The 18,487-nt window shown below is 64.4% G+C and carries 15 protein-coding genes; 8 read left to right on the forward strand and 7 right to left on the reverse strand.

Translation table 11 applies throughout. From position 1 onward, the window contains the following. The 3 genes from FBX97_RS25015 to FBX97_RS25025 are packed head-to-tail and all read right to left on the reverse strand — an operon-like array spanning position 1 to position 4,141. Entirely contained in the window at positions 1–888 is an 888-nt protein-coding gene (locus FBX97_RS25015) for a hypothetical protein (RefSeq protein ID WP_141837820.1), read from the reverse strand. After that, complete coding sequence (locus tag FBX97_RS25020) at positions 878–3,145, reverse strand: dynamin family protein (protein ID WP_141837822.1); 2,268 nt, start codon at positions 3,143–3,145, stop codon at positions 878–880. The genes FBX97_RS25015 and FBX97_RS25020 overlap by 11 nt, the downstream gene beginning before the upstream one ends. Positions 3,146–3,148: 3 nt before the next feature. After that, on the reverse strand, positions 3,149–4,141 hold the full coding sequence (locus FBX97_RS25025) for a dynamin family protein (protein WP_141837824.1): 993 nt from the start codon (positions 4,139–4,141) through the stop codon (positions 3,149–3,151). A gap of 317 nt (positions 4,142–4,458) precedes the next feature. On the opposite strand from FBX97_RS25025, the gene FBX97_RS25030 reads away from it, so the two are divergent. Genes FBX97_RS25030 through FBX97_RS25050 form a run of 5 tightly spaced genes read left to right on the forward strand, consistent with a single transcriptional unit; the run spans position 4,459 to position 13,127 of the window. Beyond that, positions 4,459–5,277 (forward strand): hypothetical protein, encoded by an 819-nt coding sequence (locus tag FBX97_RS25030; protein ID WP_141837827.1) that lies wholly within the window; start codon positions 4,459–4,461, stop codon positions 5,275–5,277. A gap of 53 nt (positions 5,278–5,330) precedes the next feature. Beyond that, the gene (locus FBX97_RS25035; protein WP_141837829.1) at positions 5,331–6,593 is read left to right on the forward strand and encodes a hypothetical protein; all 1,263 of its coding nucleotides are present in this window, start codon (positions 5,331–5,333) and stop codon (positions 6,591–6,593) included. Beyond that, entirely contained in the window at positions 6,590–8,569 is a 1,980-nt protein-coding gene (locus FBX97_RS25040) for a hypothetical protein (protein WP_141837831.1), read from the forward strand. The genes FBX97_RS25035 and FBX97_RS25040 overlap by 4 nt, the downstream gene beginning before the upstream one ends. After that, positions 8,544–12,719 (forward strand): helicase-related protein, encoded by a 4,176-nt coding sequence (locus tag FBX97_RS25045; RefSeq protein WP_141837833.1) that lies wholly within the window; start codon positions 8,544–8,546, stop codon positions 12,717–12,719. The genes FBX97_RS25040 and FBX97_RS25045 overlap by 26 nt, the downstream gene beginning before the upstream one ends. Positions 12,720–12,737: 18 nt before the next feature. Then, a complete protein-coding gene (locus FBX97_RS25050; protein WP_141837835.1) occupies positions 12,738–13,127 on the forward strand; it encodes a hypothetical protein in 390 nt (129 codons plus the stop codon). Between the two features lie 6 nt (positions 13,128–13,133). On the opposite strand, the gene FBX97_RS25055 is transcribed toward FBX97_RS25050, so the two are convergent. The 4 genes from FBX97_RS25055 to FBX97_RS25070 all read right to left on the reverse strand — a co-directional run bounded on the left by FBX97_RS25055 (position 13,134) and on the right by FBX97_RS25070 (position 16,122). After that, on the reverse strand, positions 13,134–14,342 hold the full coding sequence (locus tag FBX97_RS25055) for a hypothetical protein (protein WP_141837837.1): 1,209 nt from the start codon (positions 14,340–14,342) through the stop codon (positions 13,134–13,136). 66 nt (positions 14,343–14,408) lie between these two features. Then, positions 14,409–14,897 carry a hypothetical protein gene (locus tag FBX97_RS25060; protein WP_141837839.1) on the reverse strand — a complete coding sequence of 163 codons (489 nt, stop codon included), beginning with the start codon at positions 14,895–14,897 and terminating at the stop codon, positions 14,409–14,411. Continuing rightward, a complete protein-coding gene (locus FBX97_RS25065; RefSeq protein WP_255517628.1) occupies positions 14,894–15,739 on the reverse strand; it encodes a Sir2 family NAD-dependent protein deacetylase in 846 nt (281 codons plus the stop codon). Before FBX97_RS25065 ends, FBX97_RS25060 begins: the two co-directional genes overlap by 4 nt. A 26-nt stretch (positions 15,740–15,765) precedes the next feature. After that, the gene (locus FBX97_RS25070) at positions 15,766–16,122 is read right to left on the reverse strand and encodes a hypothetical protein (protein WP_141837841.1); all 357 of its coding nucleotides are present in this window, start codon (positions 16,120–16,122) and stop codon (positions 15,766–15,768) included. 276 nt (positions 16,123–16,398) lie between these two features. Here FBX97_RS25070 and FBX97_RS25075 point away from each other — a divergent pair, with 276 nt between their 5' ends. The 3 genes from FBX97_RS25075 to FBX97_RS25085 all read left to right on the forward strand — a co-directional run bounded on the left by FBX97_RS25075 (position 16,399) and on the right by FBX97_RS25085 (position 18,444). Beyond that, entirely contained in the window at positions 16,399–16,938 is a 540-nt protein-coding gene (locus FBX97_RS25075; protein ID WP_221631869.1) for an SGNH/GDSL hydrolase family protein, read from the forward strand. A gap of 85 nt (positions 16,939–17,023) precedes the next feature. Next, positions 17,024–17,437 (forward strand): hypothetical protein, encoded by a 414-nt coding sequence (locus FBX97_RS25080; protein ID WP_141837842.1) that lies wholly within the window; start codon positions 17,024–17,026, stop codon positions 17,435–17,437. Further along, positions 17,437–18,444: a YafY family protein gene (locus FBX97_RS25085; protein WP_141837844.1), complete on the forward strand. Its 1,008-nt coding sequence runs from the start codon at positions 17,437–17,439 to the stop codon at positions 18,442–18,444. Before FBX97_RS25080 ends, FBX97_RS25085 begins: the two co-directional genes overlap by 1 nt. Positions 18,445–18,487 lie beyond the last annotated feature (43 nt).

The raw sequence follows: 18,487 nt of genomic DNA on the forward strand, positions 1-18,487 counted from the left end.
TCACTTCCTCATCGCGAGCAGGACGATGACGACGATGGCCACGGCACCGCCGACCAGCAGTGCGGCGCGCATGGCAGGGGACAGGCCTGGCTGGCCGGTCGGCGTGGAGGTACGGTGCGGCTGCTGCGGTGCGCGTGCCTGCGCACCCGAAGGCCTGGGGGCGGGACGCGGTGCTGCCGCTGGCCTGGCTGGCGGTGCCGCTTTCACGGGCGCCTGCTGGCGCAGGTGCTCGCGCACCTCGATCAGGTGCAGGAAGCGCTCTTCGGCGAAGTTAGTGTCGAGGAAGACCACCTGCGTGCCGTAATATTCCTGCGTCCATTGTGTCCGATCACGTTCGATGCCACGCGCAAATGCCTTCTCGGCGTAGGGCTCGAACAGGCCGGGCACGCTGGCCTTTGTCCAGGCCATTGCGTTTCGCAGGTCGAGTGCGTCGAGTCGGCTGTTTTCCAGCTCGACGATCAATGCGGTCTGCAAGGTCGACAGATCGCCTTCCTCGACAAATTTCCTCAGGTTGCTGGAAGGCGTGTAGCTGGTGTCGGTTCCGGGGGGCATATCGTCGCTCGTGTTCTGTGGTTTCGGCATGAAGCCTCTGCGTCCGTCCTGGCGGAACAGCTCGCGCACCCGGATCAGGTGCTCAAGGCGTTCGCGTGAGAAGTTTCTTCGGGCATGCCATATCTGCTTGCTGAAGTACTGAACGTTCCAGCGCAGCGGCGCCGAATCGATCGCATCTGCCTCATCCTTGGTGGCGTAAGGGGCGAACAGGACCGGATTGGAAGACTCCAGATCCTCAAGCAAGTCCTGCAGCGCGGTCGTATCGCTTTCCGTACTCTTGATGGCGTCCAGGAAGGACTTGCGGACCTCTAGCAGGTGATCGTTTTCAGTCGTCATGCACAGGTTCCATCGCCAGGGTGGCGTCGAGTTTGCTCTTGAAAGTCATGATCCAGTTTTGCTGGTTCTTGGCTTCCTGCAGGGCTTGTTCACGCGCTGTTCTGTCGTGCAATTTTTCCTCAATCGAGGCCAACAGGGCATTGAATTTCTCGTCGAATTCCTGGTCCATGAATGCCAGGAATTTGTCGACCAGCGTATCCTTGCCGGCATCGATGCGCTTGCGCGCGCTTTTTACCAATTTCGAGAATTCGTTCCAGATGCGGGTCTGGCGTTCGTTCCAGAGTTCTTCCAGGTCGACATAGGTCTTGTTTTCGTAGATGCCTTTCTCTTCCGTATCGCCCCAAGTCCAGGGTTTGTACCATCTGCTGGTGCTGACCTGGCACATGCCGACCTTCACTCTCTCGGTCTTGATGTCCCTGTCTTCCACGTTCAGGTTCAGGGCGATGTCGGTAACCGATTTGCGGATACCTTCCAGGACGGGCAGTTCCAGATTCTGGCTACCGCCAAAGAGGTCCATCACGTATTGCCGGTATTCTGCGGTCAAATCCTGCTTGATGGCGTCCTGGCTATCTTCGAACACCGACTCGTATTTGTTAACCAGGGACTTGAAATGGAACCGCAAGTCCTTCTCGGCTTCACTGGTCGTATGCTTCGCCACCTCGGGCGTTGTCGAGCCGGTGAATGCGGCCGCGACTTTCCTGATGAATTCGTCGTTCTGCCTCTGCAGTTCAACCAGGGCCTGTTCCGTGGACTCGGGCAAGACCTTGCCTTCGCGCTCGACCTTGTCCTTGTAGGCCGCAGCATCGAAGCCTTTGTTGCGGCGCGCATGCAGGATCTGGAGTTCGTCATCGATACGGGCGAGTTCTTCTTCACCCTGTTCGAGCTGGGCCACCAGGCTGGCTTCGTTGAGTCCGACCTCGATGGTCCTGGACAGGGCGTCATACACGCGCTGCACGCGGTGCGGCAGGTTGTATTTGTCGATGTACTCGTCGATCATGGCCTCGACCGCGGGCAGTCCGCTGCTCAGCATCAGCGGCGAGCAGCCCTTTCCCTTTACGGCGCGACTGACGCGCGAGGTGATCGGCATGTACTGGAGCAGGTTCATGCTCGGCTCTTCGCTGAACAGGTCGGCCATTCTGATGTACTCACGGCGATCATTGCGCGAATGCCGGTCGCTCGGTGTTCGAATCAGGCGGGCGAGATTGGCTGATATAGGGTAGATCAGCGGATTCTGGATGCCGTTATCGGTCAGGTATTTCTCGACGCGGGACAGCGTTGATGGCAGGTTCTCTTTTTCCGGATCGAAGACGTCCATCTTGTTGATCACGAAAATGAAGCGGTCTTTGCTCTGCTTGCCACCCTTTCGCATGGCTTCCGCTACCAGTCCGAGGAGGTGCTTGTCGTCATTGGTGCGCAACTGGCTAGCATTAAGCACATACAGAATCAGGGGATTGCGTTTCGAATCCTGAATGAAGCTCATCGTGACGCGCGCGTGTTCCTCGTCCTGGCTGTTGTTGGGACCGGGCGTATCCGTCAGCACCAGTCTGACGTTGTCGCGCTTCTGGACTGCCCGGATATCGCCTTCGATATCGATCAAGAGGGTATCGTCCAGCCGGTTCCATTCCTCGACGGTCTTGAGGTCCATGTCTTCGAGGAAGGCGACTGCATCTCCTTCCTTGTCGAAGCGCGTGCCGCGGAAAGTCGAGATCGTCTTGTCATCGGCGATGCGGGTGATGGTTGCGGTCGTGGCTTCGTTGGCCGCTGGCAGCAGGTCACGGCCGAGCATGGCGTTGATCAGAGTCGACTTGCCCGCTGACATCGTCGCCACGACATGGACATCGAAATCCGAGTCGAAGGCTTCCCCTAGGGACTTCTGCATCTCCCTGTTCTGGCTGATGCAGGCCTCGAACTTCGGGTGGCTGCGCGCCTCGTCCATCAGAAACCGCATCTTTTCGAGGCGGGTGTCGGCGGGCTCTGTTTTCACCCATTCGACGGCAACCTGCATGCCGCTTTCGACGGCCGCCTCGGCGGCTGCCTGCAGGTCGAGGAAGTCGGATTCGACGCCGGTGAAGGTGACGTGGAAGTTGTCGTCGCCGTTGAACAGCCTGGCCAGTTCGTCGAACAGCTTCTCGATCCAGAGCTGGAGGCGCGATTCCTTGTAGCTGGTGAGCTTGCAGCCTTCGGCCGGCGGCTGGCCGTTGATGACGAACTGCGTTTCGACGATGAACGGATTGTGAGTGATTTCGATATGATTCATGGGTCAGTCCATCGTGCTGGGTTGATTCAGAAGAAATTCGACAGTCCGGATGCCGCTGTGGACGACGAGCTGTTCCAGTGCGGCCACTTCAGCGGTCGGGATGCCGTCAGGGGCTGTCCGCCGTGTTCTGCCGGCTTTTTTCAGGTCCCTTATGACGCGTGCCCTGACCGCATCGGGCATTGCGGCCGCATGCAGGGAACTCTGGTTGTCCACGGCCAGGTCTTCGAGCGATTGCCTCAGCTTCGAGCGCTCGACCCGGGTGAGCGGTTCGGCGTGCAGCGCCTTCCGCGCGTACAGGGCAAGGTTGGCCATGGTTGGAACGATGATGGGATCGGCGAACCCCAGTCCCTCGAGATACTGCCTGGCCTTGCTCACGCAGCCGGCAAGATCCTCGCCGCGTTCCGGATCCAAGAGGTCGACTTTGTTCAGAATGAATACGACCTGATGTCCGCTCGGATCGCCGAGCAGGTCGCGCACTTGCTCCAGCAGCCTGCGGTCGTCCCAGGTGCCCAGCTGGCCGGCGTTGAGGACATAGAGCATGGTCTGGAAAGGAACGGTGCGGACCGCCTCCAGCATCATCGCGCCATGGCGCTCGTCCTGGCTGTTGTTGGGGCCGGGGGTGTCGTGCAGGACCAGGCCGCGGGCCAGGGAAGGGCGCGTGCGGAAGTTGCCTGTTAGCCGAATGTGCTTGACCTCGGCATTGGCATTCCAGGCGCGCACCTGATCGATCGACGCGTCGCTCTCCGTGAACATACGGCTTCCGGCGTGGGAGTAGCAGGCGCCGCGGAACGAGCGGGCGGTTCTGCGGTGCTCGATGCTCGTCAGGCAGGCCGTCGTTGCTTCGTTCGCCGACGGCAGTAATTCACGGCCGACCAAGGCATTGATGAATGAGGATTTGCCGGCGCTCATGGTGGCCAGAACCAGCACATCGTGCGGTCGTCGAGGCTTTGCCGCCTGCTTGCTGCCAGCCTTGCGCCCCAGGTTTTTACTTGTCATTTCTGTTGGAGAAGGCCATGTTCGCAATATTCAATATTGTATTGCATAAAGAAAACTTTGCGGTTGAAAAGAAGATCTGTTGTTAAACCGATCCATCGCCAGGCAGAGCTGCCGAGCGCACGCGGACGATGATAGAAACCGGGGCGACAAATGCTGTCGCATGTTGATCACTGACCACCCAATAATGAGGTTGTTGCAGGGAAATTTATTATAGAATTCGGAACAATTGCCGCGCTGCATTCCTGCGACATGATTTGTCTCAGCAACCGCTAACCTGTCAGAACGGGAGGCAAGGTCCCCCGGCAGAGGAGTATTGATTGAGAGAAAAGATGATGAACTGTTCATGTGCATATGACAAGCAAGGTGCTCGAATCAATGGCCGCACGTTGAAACAGCATCTCGGGAATCAGACCGAGCACCCGTTCGGGAAAATCGACAGCACGGCGTGGATAGTGATCTGTCCCTCTTGTCATGCATCCTGGTTGAAGATGGACGATCAGCATTCCCTGCCGTTCCTCGATGCCGATGGCCTGATGCGCACGACAGCCGATGAGGCAGGTGATGCCGACCTGCTCGACTTTACCGGGTTGCGTTTCACCGTTGCTGCGCTGCGCAGCGCGATGGCCCTGCAGGCTCGCGAGTTCCGCACGCGCGAAGTCGAGGAGCACGGCGCCCGATTGCCAAAGGAACTGTCGTCGCAGCAGGCATCGGAGTTCTCGGAGCTGGTTTGCTACTGGGGGGGAGGAGGGCGAGTCTGGGGCAAGCTGAAAGCCGGTAACGGGGGCGATCCGGGCGCTGTGATCGCAGCCTGGCTCAATGCAGTCACAGCAGGAAAGCTCGACGATGAAGAAGCGATCGAACGCGGCTGCGCAATCGCCGGCCTCGGCGTGTCGTTCGCCAGCAAGCATCTGCGCATGCTGCAACCGGATCGCTTCGCCGTGCTGGACGACGTCCTGTGCGAGGGCTTCGGCTTCGCGCTCAATCGGAAGGGCTTTGCGTTCTTCCTGCGCGAACTGCGCTCGCTGCAGACCTCGTTGCGGGAACGCTTCGGCATGGACATCAACCTGGCCACCCTCGAAGCAGGTCTGTTCATGCTGGTGCGTCAGAACGTCCGCGCCCGTCCCGAGGCCGCCTAACCCTCTTTTATCGGCAGTCGCAGAACGCGCCTGCATCATCTCGGACATCCATCATGCTCGACGTCGACCGAACCCGGCCTTCCCTCATCCCGGCAGGCCTGCTGCCCTATGTGACCGCGCCCGATCCACTCCTGGCACGTAGCGGCGGTGGCCGCGATCCGCTCGGACTGCAGCCAGTGTGGAGCGAGTTCGGGCGCCGTCTGGTGCCCTGTATCGCTTCGCCCGTGCAGCAGGTCGACGGCATCAAGGCAGTGACCCTGATTCACTGGCTGGCCGAGATGGCACCAGTGCGCCGGCTTCTCGGCGATCCGGGCGCGGAGCGTGGATTCTTCCGCTTGATGGAAGGCCTGCTCGAGTACTGGCTGCATGCGCACGACCGCGCCGTATGCTTCGGCAGCCAGAGCCTTGTCGGCGAAGGTGAACGTTTCGCTGTCACGACCGGCACAGGCAAGACGGTGGCGAACGGTCTGTATCAGTATTACCGAGGGACCTGTCGGCGCGCCGGTCTGCTGGAGCACGACTGGCGCGTGTGCACCGGGCTGCGCGTGCGCTTAGAGCAGTGTTTCGATGCCAGCGCGCTCGATGCCCTGGCCGCGGCCTTGCGAGGCTCCCTGGATGGCACTCCACTACTGCCCGGGCGCGTCCTTGCCAACCGTGCGGTGGCCGCGGCACTGACAGCGGTTTTCGAGGACGAGGCAATCGATGACCTGTTGCGCGCCGGGCTGTTCGGCGGCGACGTGTACCGCGACCTTGCACGCACGTTCTCCGAAGTGCGCTCGCACGGCAATGGCGTGCCATTCGGTACGCAACTGGCACGGCTCGAACATGCGCCGCTGGCCGATGAACTCGATCGCATGCGGCGCTGCGAGCCCTTCCTCCTCGTGCTGCAGGACGTGTTCGACCTGGCACGCGCGGCGCCCGGCCAGTCCGTGCAGAAACTGGCGTCCGGCCTGATGGAATTCCTTGACGCGATGCGCGAACGTGCGGGCCGGTTCGTCACGCTCGCCAATGACATGCCGACCGCACGCATGCGGCAGATGCAGAGGCTGGCAACGGCGATGTGTGCTGCCGTTGCCGGCGATGGTCTGGCGGATTTCGTCAAGGCCCTGATCGAGCATCACGGAATCTGCATGGCCGAACGCGGCCGCGAACCTCTCGTGCTGATCGAAGCGGGCGTGATCGTGCTGCCCGTTGCCGGTGAGCGCGATCCGGACGACGCGCGCGCACGGTTGGAAACGGGATACCCGTGGATGAACGACTACTACTTGAACACGGCGGCCAACCTGTACGGGCAACTGCATCGGGAGACCGCATGAAGAATCGCACTAGTCCCACGCTGATGCGTGAAACGCTGGCGTCGATCCGCGACCGTTTCGTCGCGGACGAGCAGCGCATCGTATTGTTCACAACATTCAACTTCGTGCCATCGTTCTTCGAAACCAACGTGCTCCCCCTGCTGGCAGGCGAGGCAGCCGAAGATCTGAAGAACGCGCCCCAGTTGCGCTACGGACTGAACGAGGAGCTCAAGCGTTTGCGCTGCCTGGTCGTCTGCGACCACTCGACCCAGCCGCCTGCAAAAGGGAATCTGCGCTACGGCCTGATGCCCGTCGGGCTGCCGAACGGGCGTTTCCATCCCAAGCTGATGCTGATGGCCGGCACGCTCAAGGAGACGGGCCGGGCAGGCATGTGGCTGGCGGTCGGCAGCGGCAATCTGTCCCTGTCGGGATGGGCCATCAACCGGGAGGTGGTCGGCGCCACTCCGGTCACGCCGCAGCACGCGGATGAACTGCTGCCGCTGCTTCGTTGGCTGACCGCCAGGGCCGACCGACGGCTCGGCGAACGGGCGGAGGACGAGGAGGGCAGCCCGCGCGCCATCCTGGACGAGCTCGTGGTCTGCCTGGAAGATCCGCAATGCCTGCATCCGGCGTGGCCAGGCGCGCCCACGCTGCACGTCGCGCCGCCCGCAGGGGGTGGACCGGGCCTTGTCGCTGCCGTCCGCGGTGCGCGCGAGTGGCAGCGCGCCACCGTCGTCTCGCCGTACTGGGGGCAGGTCCATGCTCTGGTGCGCGAGCTGGGGGTGGGCGAGTGCCGCTTCGTTCCCTCGCTTGTCGCCGGGCGTTACCGCTTTCCCGTGGCAGGCATGGACCCGCAGGCTGACTGGAAGCGAGGCTTCGCCAGTTTCGGCGACGACCGCTACACGCACGCCAAGGTGCTGCTCCTGGAGGATGCCAGAGGTCGCGCAGTGCTGTGCGTCGGTTCCGCCAACTTCACTGGCGCCGCGCTTGGCCTGCCCGGCGGCTACGCCAACGTCGAGGCTGTGCTGCGCTACGAACTCGAGGCGCCGCCAGCGCAGTGGGCAACGCTGCCGGCCTTGGACGAGAGCCTGCTGGCCGACGAGCCGGCCCACGAGGAGGAGTCGGCACCGCCCCTGCCGCCATTCGAAGCAACGCTCTACTACGACTGGAAGCGCAAGGGGTTCGTCTGCCGCATCCTACCGGCGCCGGGCGCCAGCCTGCTCGGTCTGGTACTGCATGTCGCCGGACTGGATCGGCCGCTTGGCGACGATGCCCGCGAGGCAGAAGAACTGTTCCTGCCCTTCGAGTGCAGGCTGCCGGTGCGTTCATTCGAGCTGTCCTGGCACCGTGTCGACGGTAGCCGGGCGCGCTTCCACGGCCTGGTTGCCCAGGTTGGCGCCAACGACGATCAGCTGCAGTATCGCCCGCGTCCGCGCCTGGAAGAGGTGCTCGCGTTCCTGCGCGACCTCGACCCCGGCGCGGGCGAGGAAGAGCTGCGTCGGCGCGGTGCACGCGGGGGAGGCGGCAGTGGCGGCGATGGCGATGAAGAGGAACGCGAGCCGGTCTTCGATTACTTCGGGCTGTTCCAGGGCACCTGGAAGCTGCGTGCGTACTACCGGTCGGTACGGCGAGCGATGCTGGGCGCAGTCGCTTTCGATCCTGCCTCGCGCTTCAGCGTGACGACGCTGTACCGCGCGATCTCGCTGCAGTCGGCGAACACGGCCGAAGAGCGCATCTCGCGCTACGTGTACCTGTCCGAGGTTCGCGAGCTGATCGACTGGCTGCGCGCGCAGGGCATCGAACCTGACCGGGAAGGCGAACTTGCCGGCATCGGCGACGAGATCGACGGCATGCGCTCGGCGCTGGCCGCGCTGCTCGCCGATTCCCCTTCGTTCACAAGCATGTTCGGCGCCGATCCTGCGCCGGAAAAGGTCGAGGCGTTCCTCGACTGGTTTCATCGGGAGATCAAGGATGAAGGACAAGTCCATGGCGGATGACGGTATCGTTCCGGAACGCCTCACGGCAGCCGCAGTACGCTCGTACATCGATTTCGACGGGCATGCGGCGACCGGCCGCGAGCCGAGTCTGCAGGCCCGGCTTCAGAGCGAAGGCGTGGCCGGCCTGTGGGGTCTGTTGCGGCAGCAGGGCCATGCCTATCTGGGTGACGAAGTGGGAATGGGGAAGACGCGCCAGGCGATGGGCGTGATCGCCACCCAGTTCCTGCGCAATGCCGAGTCGCGCGTGGTCATCGTGTGTTCGAGCAGGACCGTGCAGCGGCAGTGGCAGACCGAGTGGGCGCAGTTTCTGGGCTCCTGTTATCGCCTGCTCGACGATCGACTGCTGGCCAGTGCCGATGCAGCCCGCATCGAGGATCTGCACCTGCACGACAACCTGCGCAGTTTCCACGAGGCGCTGCGTACCGGCGAAGGCCGGATTCACCTGCTGCGCTATTCCTCGTTCAGCAGGCCGCTTCCGGTGGATGGCGACTCGCCGGCGCGGATGCTCGCGGCCTATGCCGAGCGTGTCGGCGTGGCCGGCGTGGCTGCGTTGACCGGTTTCGAGCGCGCCCTGGTCGATGCTCACGCCCGCCCCGGGGACGACTGGAAGGATGTGCTCGCGCATGATCTCGGGCGCGCCTATTGCCAGCGCATTGCGGCGCTCCTCACCGAAGGCGCGTCGCATGGTGAGCCCAGGAGTCCGCTCGACCTAGCCGTGTTCGATGAGGCCCAGTACCTGCGTCACGTCGACAATTACCAGAACGAGCACATCCGGCTGATCTTCGGGCGCAACGTCGAGCAATGGCTGTTCGTCAGTGCGACGCCGCTGCATGCCAGCGAAGACGACATCCTCAGTCTCGACACTTATCTGTGCCGGCGCCCGGTGTCCGCGCATGAATTGCCGACCACCGGCGTTGGCGCCTGCGGCTCCTGCGATGCAGCGCAGCGCTGCAGCCGCGCTGCCTGGCATCGGACACGCGGACACGACGTGGTGCGCCTGTTGTCCGGCATGATGATCCGGCGCACCCGTACACATGGAGATGCCGGCGGCAAGCGCTACGGCAAGATCGAGTACCGCGATTACGAGGACGTGCGCCACTCCGGCGCCGACGACCCCTTCATGGCACTGACCATGGCGCTGGTACAGAAGCGCCTGGCTGGCGCGCTGGCGGGGCGCAACAACCGTTTCCGGCAGGGCGAATGCGCATCGTTCGAATCGCTGTCGTCGTCGCTGGGACGCAATGTCAGCGAACCCGTGCCCGAGTTCGAGCCGGGCAAGGACCATCGTCAGCGCAAGGAAGTCGATCCGGCGCCGGACCGCAACGCGATCGACCTGCTCAATGCCAGCTTCGGCGCGGCGATGCACGTGCACGGCGCCGGCCTGCCTCACGCCAAGCTGAACAGTGTCGCAGATGCGTTGTTCACGCGCAGTCTGGCCGATGGCGGTGTCGACAAGACGCTTGTGTTCGTGCGCCGGATCGATACCGTGGAGGAGTTGCGCGATCTGCTGCACCTGAAGTTCCAGGCTGACTTGGACAAGCGGATCGAGGCCTGGCGCGAAATGCTGGTCTCTTCTGCATTTGCCACCCACGCCTCGCCCTGGGGACGGAGCTTCTGGGACCAGCAGGGCGACGACGATGAGCCGCCGGCCGAAGCCGGGGAGGGCGATGCGCCCCCGGATTCGGGAGAGGGGGGAGGTAACACCGGCTATCGTAGCCAGGCTTCCCTGCCGTACTTCGAGGCACTGAAGCAACGCTCGCTGGTCAAGGCGCACAATGGGTTGCTCGTCTCGTTCCGCGCCCGCCTGCTGCGCACCGACGATGCTTCGAGCAATCCGCTGCAGGGCTTCCTGTTGAAGCGCGCCTCCGGCATCCCATCCGAGCGCCAGCACGAGCGCTGGGTGCGTCTGCTGTGCGCCCTGTTCGGGAACGAGCGGGTGAGCCGCATGCGGGGCGATCCGGCAAAGCGCTGGCTGTTCGCGGATGCGTCGGGCATGGATGACGACGCGTACAAGCTGGCGTCGCTGCAGCGCTGCCTGTTGCAGTCGCTGCGTCAGACCGATATCCTGGTAGACCTCTACATCCTGCACAAGCATGCGGGACGCACGCCCGACGGGAGCCAGACGCTTGCCGACAAGTTCCTGTGGCTGCTCGAACAGGGCGAGCGTGGCATTCCGGGCAAAATCGCGTCCTGTCTCGCAAACCAGAAGGAAAAGCTGCGACGCTGGATCGACCATTTCGAACTGATCGTCGACAAGTGCTTCCGTGCCGGTGAGGCCGTGGGCTGGTTCGGGGTTTACGAACGGGTGGCACGCGTTTTCGATCGCGTTGCGCCCGTGGTGGGCCGCTCGGGCCGTCTGAAGAACGAACATGCGGTCCAGCAGTTCATGTTCCCCACGCATCCCAACATTCTGGTGTGTACCGACGTGCTGAAGGAAGGTGTGGACATGCACCTGTTCTGCGACCGGGTCGTCCATTATGGCGTGGCCTGGACGTCGGGCGACCTGGAGCAGCGCATCGGGCGCGTCGACCGCCTCGGCAGCCTGATCGGGCGGCGCATCCATGCGCACAGGGAAACGGACACGCAGCCCCTGCCACGTCTGGGGGTAGAGTTCCCCTGGCTGGACGGTACGCTGGACAGCTACCAGGTCAGGAACGTCATACGGGAAAAGATCGCCAGCGATCTGCGGCTGGACCTGGGCAAGCGCAAGGACGAAATACGGGAGCTCGACGCCGGCCGGCTGTCCGGCGACCTGTCGACGATCCGCAAGGCAGCGGCGCAAGGCGAGGCAAACCGTGCTGTCTTCTTCCCCGACAGCGTCGATTTCGTGCGTCGGGAGGGCGCAGACGATGCCATCCGGCTCGGCCCGGGAATGCGGTACAAGGATCCGGGCGACGCGGTCCGGCCCCGCACCGCGATCGACGATCGCAGCGAAGAGACCATTGTGCCGGTACCCGGCTCGGACATGCTGCTGGTGCGGCGCAGGACGAGCGGTGCGCACGCTCTCGTGCGCCGCTCGCTCGATCCGCAGTCCAGGGAGATGCTGCTGACCGAAGACTGCCTCGTGCCGCGTGGCGGCACGCATGCGCCGCCGCGGGTAGAGACGGTGCTCGCGCTGGAGGGCTGGCATGGTGTGCCGGCGCTCGACGCACCGGGCTTTGCTTTCGACGCGGACTGCAATACCAGTACGCTGCGCGTGGTGCGACCCCTGGCCGCCGCGGGCGACGAAGACCCGGTGCTGATCGAGGCGCTCGGCGAGCAGTTCTGGCTGTTGCGCGTGCCGGTCCAGCGGGTGGAGCATTGCCTGGCAGGCAGGGGTGGAGTCGAACAATGGATAGCAGAGCGCAACACTGGGCGCCTGTTGGGCTTCCTGATGGAAGACGCCGGCATCGTCTGGTGTACCGCCATGGTGATGCGCTGCGGCGGCGCCGAACTGCCGTTGCTGGAACCCGCGGCGCGACGTCTGGCGCGCATGGCAGCCAACTGGTGCTCCCCGGCTGTCACGCCGGGAACATTCGGATATCGCGCGTGGACGGCATTCCCGCGCATCGACGCAGGCGTGGCCTGGAAGGAAAACATGAAACAGAGCGATGTGATCAAGTGTGGCAACGTACTGGCCGGCGTTCAGGCCTGGTTCGGTGAGGCATTCGCAGCGGTGCTCGACGCACTCCGGCAGGCCGAAGGTGCAGCGCAGCCGGATGGCCTCGAGGTGGGGCCGCTGGAGTTGTTGCCGGGAGGTTTGCTGCGTCTGCGCGCAGAGGGGCGCGAGCGCTTCAGGCTGCAAGCATTCCTCGATCCAGCCGGCGCCCGGGCCGGCAACGGTCAGGCGGGCATGCCCTGTATCTGGTGGGATTATGTCGCCAGTCCACGTTCCGTGGGCCCCAAGCCGGTCCTGCCCTGTCTGGACGTCGACGAATTGCCGCTCTCCCAGCCCGCCGGATGGGAAGGGAGTGTCGTCAATGGCCTCGGAGCGTTTACCGGGGTCGACGACAGCAGCTACCGCTACCTGGCCTTCTGTCATGATCCCGCCGACTGGGACCGCGCGCGGAACAACCTGCTCCAGGCGTGGGCCGCAGTCCATGACAAGATGCGCCATGGCGGCAATTTCCAGCGCCAGTGGTGCCGTGACGCACTGTGTGTCGCTGTCTAGATCGAAAGGAAGCCTGCAATGAGCCAGATGCATCTGATGGCAAAGCTCGGGGAACTGCGGGGCGAAACGCTCCGTACGCCGAGCGGCCGAAAATCATTTATCGTCTCGCGTCTCGAGAATGGTCGCGTGACCGTCACGACTTCGAACGAAAGCGAAGTCCATGTCTCCGTTACCGGTATCCAGGCGGTACTCGATTACCTTGCCCGACATGGGCACGGCCGGGAGCATCCATGCCCGGTCAAGTCGAGCAACCCCATTGCCGATGCCGGTCCGCTGTGCCTGGCAGCGAGGGAAGGGAAAAGCCAGCGGAAGATTACCTATGTTCTCCCCTTGCTCGAGCGGCTCGGCCTGGTCGGCTTCGACCGTTCGGCGCGGGCAACGGCCGTTTTCCTCGTCAACCGGGCATGAATCCCTTCAGTCAGCGGAACTGGCCTGACCGACCAGCCTGCGTAGCAGCTCGGCGTCGTCCGCACTGAGGTCTTCGCGCTTGGCAGCCTCTTCAATCACCTGCGCGGCATCGGCCGCGTCCTGCAGGGCCGCGGTCAGCGCCGCACGGTCCGGGCCGGCGCCGTGCCGCAGCAGCAGGCCAATCATGTCGGCACGCAAGTCGATCAGGTCGGATTCGCACGAGTAGAGCTCGTACGGACGCGAAGTCAGTGCCGTGCGCAGGGCGAGGGCGCTGCAATTGTGCAGGTCGGCGCCGGCGGCAAGCAATGTTTCGACGGTCGTTTCGTCGAGCGAGGCCACGCCTGCGACCAGGGCTGCGCAGTCTCCGGCGTCCACGGGCACGCCATGATCGAGCAGCCAGCCGAGCGCCGAGACGGCCATGCTCCTTGCCGCGGCCTCCAGCGCCCGGGCACCGTCGGCGCGCAGATCCGCGCCCTGGGCAAGCAGGAAGCCGAGCATGTCCGTGTTGTCGGCGCCGGCAGCCTCCGCCAGCGCCACCCTCAGCATCTCCCCGTGTGGCAGGCCGCCTTCCACCAACTGCAGCAGGATGCGTTCGTAGTCGGAATTGCTGCGCTCCGGTGTCAGGTGCCCCGCCTCGCTCAGGAAGCGCAGGTGCACGCCCTGGGCCGGCGTCAGCACTGCAGCATGGCCGTCGGCGCGCGGGTCGGCGCCGTTGCCCAAAGCCAGCTGCACTCCGTCGCCATCGGCGTGGCGGCATGCCATCTCCAGAAAAAGGATCCAGAATCTGGCGCGCCAGTGTTCAGCGCGCAGGCCATCGTGGGTGAACGTCTCGCGCAAGCCGGCCAGGCGGCCGGCAACGAAGGCACCGAGCCAGGCGTCGCGCGTCTGTACCGGCAGCGCGGGTCCATTCATCCCGACCCGGGCAGCAACCGCCTCCGGCCATGGGGTGTCGAGTTCGTCGATTTGCTCTTGCAGCAGCCCGGCCGCGAGCCGGAAGTCGAAATTGAAGGCGGATCCGCATGCCAGCACAGCCGCGAGCTTCAGGCGGGGCGCAAGCGCGCTGTTGCCGAGGAAGGCGAGCATGGCGTCCTGGTAGCGGGGAACGTTGTATTCCGGCGCCATGTGGCAACGTTCAAGCAGGCCGTGCCACAGGCTGCGGATGTCGTCGAGGGAGGTGCAGTGTTCGAGGGGGAGGTACCAGAGCAGGTCGGACATGGTTCGATGTATGAGGAGGGATGGCGGGGAAACGAGAAGAGGCGGGCGTACAAGGACGGGGTGAAATCATTTCGCCTCACTCTCGTCGCCATCCAGGAGACGGGGCGGCCAGAGAAAGCGTGGCAAGGATAGCCGCAGCTCTTCGTCGGTCTGGTCGGGCATGGTTCTGAGGTCCAGATTCCACTGGCGCGCTACCTTGCCCGCGCTGATCTCGAGATGGACTTCATGGTCGAAGATCTGGCGCGTCGGATAACCGACATGGCGCCGGTCGCCGCGGACGGCGCGGAGCATGCCGTCAAGCCAGAACGCCGGCACCTGCCGATCGAACTCCGGGAAGAGCGCTGCCATCGGATCGTCGCCGGGTGCGTTCAGCCCGATCAGGTACATTACGCCATCCTCCACGGCCCAGGTGGCCATGTAGCCATTCGTGTTCCATGACCGCTTCGAAAAGCGTGGCCAGGATGGGCGTGTGGCTACATAAGACTCGAGGGGATAACTGTACAGGTGGTAGACCTCACCGTCGAGATGGAGCGCCTCGGGGAAGGTGTACGTCATCGCGCCTGCTCCATGTGCCGGTCGATGGCCGAAAGCACCTCGAGTGCGCCGCCCGCGATGGCCACGCCGGGAAGGTTCCCGATCAGCGGAGCCCGCGGGTTGATCCGGATGAGCGCGGCATTGTGCTGGCGCACCATGCGGTGCGAGAAATGCCGCACGGTGGAGATGGCGGTGCCGGCGCCAAGCTCGATGACGACCGGGCGCCGTGTGCGCTCGAGCCAGCCGCGCAGGCGTGCCGTCCGCCGGCCGTGTCGGTCGCCGATCCACCCTGAATCGTTGAACATGAGGATGTTCGGGCGCGCCGGTCCGCCGCAGCGCGCGCAGACGGGCAGCGGGCTCAGAAGTTCGCAGCGCGATTCGTCGACCAGGGGGACGAAGGAAGAGGCAGACCAGACCATGTCGCAGCATGGCGCCAGGCACTGGAGGTGATGGATCGATCCATGGCACTCGTCCACCTGCAGTGGATCGAAGCCCGCTTTTTCGAAGTGGCCGTCGACGTTGCTGGTGAAAACGAACGCGCCGTACTGCGCTGCTTCGGCCCACTGGCGCAGCAGCACATGGCCATGGTGCGGCGCCGTACCGCGGTACAGTGCAAGGCGGTGGCCGTAGAAACCCCAGGCCCGGCGAGGTTCGGCATGGAAGGCGAGCGGGGACGCGATGTCCATGAAGGCGGTACCGTCGGCCGCCAGCGCAGGGTACTCGCGCCAGAAGCCGGCATTGCCGCGGAAGTCCGGCAAACCGCTGTCGACGCCCATGCCGGCACCCGCGGCGATGATGATGCTGTCCGCCCGGGCGATCAGCTCCGCTGCCTGCGCAACAACGGCCGGGTCCAGGGCCGGCATGGGCGCAGCATGCTGCGAGCGCACCGTCATGCCGCCACCCTGGCATGGATGCGCGCGTAGCGGGTCCCATCGGCGCTGAAGGCGATCGTCCACTCGCCGCGCTGCGCCAGGCTGTGTGCCAGTGCGCAAGTGCGGTTGTACCCGATCCGGAATTCGCGCTGCAGGCGCGACACCGGATGGAGCAGGTGGATCTGGCCGTGTTGGCGCAACTCGCCGACCCAGGCAACGGCCTGTTCCAGCAGGGGCTCGGCCGCACCGGCCTGGCGGGCGGGATCCCTGGAATTCAGAGAGATGTGCGCGGCACCTGCACGAGGCTGGACACACAGTGCGATGACGGCTGCACCGGACAGCCTGAAAAACTTCCTCCGTTCGAATTGCGTCATCTGGCGATCCTTTCATGAAGTGCGATAGAGACAGTCGCCGAATGATAGGAAGTGACGGCGACAAACCGTGTCGTACCGTCGCTGCCCGGCGCCGGAGAACCGGAGCGACGTCGCTTGTCGCATCCCCTGGCATCATCTGGCGATCCACTGAAGAAGGAGGCGCGTATGGCGCATATTGTCCTGCTGGGGGACTCGATCTTCGATAACGCCCCCTAGGTTCCCGCGGCGACGCACGTACATGCCCGGCTGCAATCGCTGCTGCCGCCGGTCGACCGGGTGTCGCTTCTGGCGCGCGACGGCAGCGTGCTGGCCGATATGGTGGCGCAGGTGGCGCGCCTTCAGGAGTTGCCGGAGGTGGCCGACTGGCTGGTGGTGAGCTGCGGCGGCAACGATGTGCTGGGGCTGGTCGGAGCGATGCAGTCGCCGGTGCGGTCGGTGATCGAGGCCGCCGGGCTGCTGGCCGAGTGGCAGGCCCAATTCCGGCGTGACTACCGCCGCATGCTGAACGTTGTGCTGTCCAGGCGAAAACCGGTGGCTGTGGCGACTGTCTACGATGGCGTCCCCGGCCTCGAACCAGGATTGCGGACGGCGCTGGCGCCGTTCAACGACGTGATCCTGTACGAGGCGGCCGCGCGTCGCCTGCCGGTGCTCGACCTGCGGCTCGTCTGCGACGAGCCGGGCGACTACGCTGTGGCGTCGCCGATCGAGCCTTCTGCGCAAGGTGGCGGGAAGATTGCCGCTGCAATCGCGCAACTGGTGCGTACACACGATCCGGCGGCTGCGCGGACGATCGTGTATGGCAGCGAGTCATCCTGATCGGATTTCCTGCAGGCACTATTTTTGGTAACATGACATTTTGAACTCGACGGCAGCCAGCGCACCTGGCACCGTACAGGCGGACATGCCTCAACAGATCGAACACATCGATGCGATCGCGCGCAAGAAGCAGCGTGCCGTCCTTTACCTCGAATTCCACCCCGTGCCAATCAGGGAGTGGCGCAACTACCGCTACGAAGATGACCCGGGGCGCGATGCCGTGCTGGCCTGGTTCGAGGCACATGGCGTGCCCTGGACCGCATGCGGGCCGTTCGCCGACCTGCGCCTCATGGCGCCCTGGCTGGGCCAGGTCTACATCGACGTGCCGTACGACGAGTCGTTGCCCGAGTACTGCGCACTGCGCGACTATCTCGAGCATCCGGACGGAACGATGCGTCACGAGGGGGTGCGCTTCTACGCCATGCCGCTCGACCATGCGATGCGCAATGCCGAGCATGACGAACCGGGCTTCTGGGAACGCTGGGCGGAGGACTTCTGATGGCGACCAACCAGCAATCGCTGCTGCGCCAATGGCACATGCTGCGCATGGTGCCGCGTGCCCCCGCAAAAATCTCGGCAAGGGAGCTGTGCGAACGCCTGTGTGCCGCCGACTTCCGCGTCACCGAACGAACGGTCCAGCGCGATCTGCGCGAGCTGTCGGGCGTTTTCCCTGTCGGGGTCGACGAACGCGAGAAGCCGTTCGGCTGGAGCTGGCTGCGCGACGCGTCCAGCTTCGATCTGCCGGGCCTCACGGTGCCGGAAGCTCTCACGCTGACACTGGTCGAGCAGCACCTCAGGCACCACCTGCCGCCGGTCACGGTCGACGCGCTGCGCCCGCACTTCCGGACTGCTGCGCGCACCCTGTCGACGGTCGAGGACGACTCGCCATCCCGCGCCTGGCTGGACAAGGTGCGCAGCGTGCCGCCACAGCAACCGTTGCTGCCGCCGCGGATCGACGAAGAGTGCCAGCGCGTCGTCTATCTGGCTCTGCTGCAGGACCGGCAGCTCAGGCTGCACTACCGCAAGCGCGACGCGGCCGAGCCGACGATCTATGGTTGCGTGCACCCGCTTGCGGTGGTGCAGCGCGGCGGCCTGGTCTACCTGGTCTGCATGTTCGCCAACTATGACGACGTGCGCACCATCGCGCTGCACCGGGTACAGCAGGCCGAGGCGCTGTACGAGTCGGCGCGCGGCAAGGCCGGCTTCGATATCGACGCCTATATCGCCTCCGGCCAGTTCGGCGTCATCGCCGGCGAACCGGTCAACCTGCGCGCCGTGTTCACGCGCGCGGCCGGCGAGCACCTTTTCGAGACGCCCCTCAGTACCGATCAGGTGCTTGCGAGCGACGCAGACGGGAAGCTGCGCCTGGCCGCCACGGTGCCGAACACGCGGGCTCTGGTGTGGTGGTTGCTCGGATTCGGCGATGGTGTGGTGATTGAAGAGCCGGCGAGCCTGCGCGACGAGCTAGCCGGTATCGCGCAGAGGATGGCGGCAGCGTATGGATGATGGCGGCATCCGGCGCTTACCCGGTCCATTAACAATCCATAGT

Source organism: Herbaspirillum sp. SJZ107 (assembly GCF_006715485.1).
GTDB lineage: Bacteria > Pseudomonadota > Gammaproteobacteria > Burkholderiales > Burkholderiaceae_D > Telluria.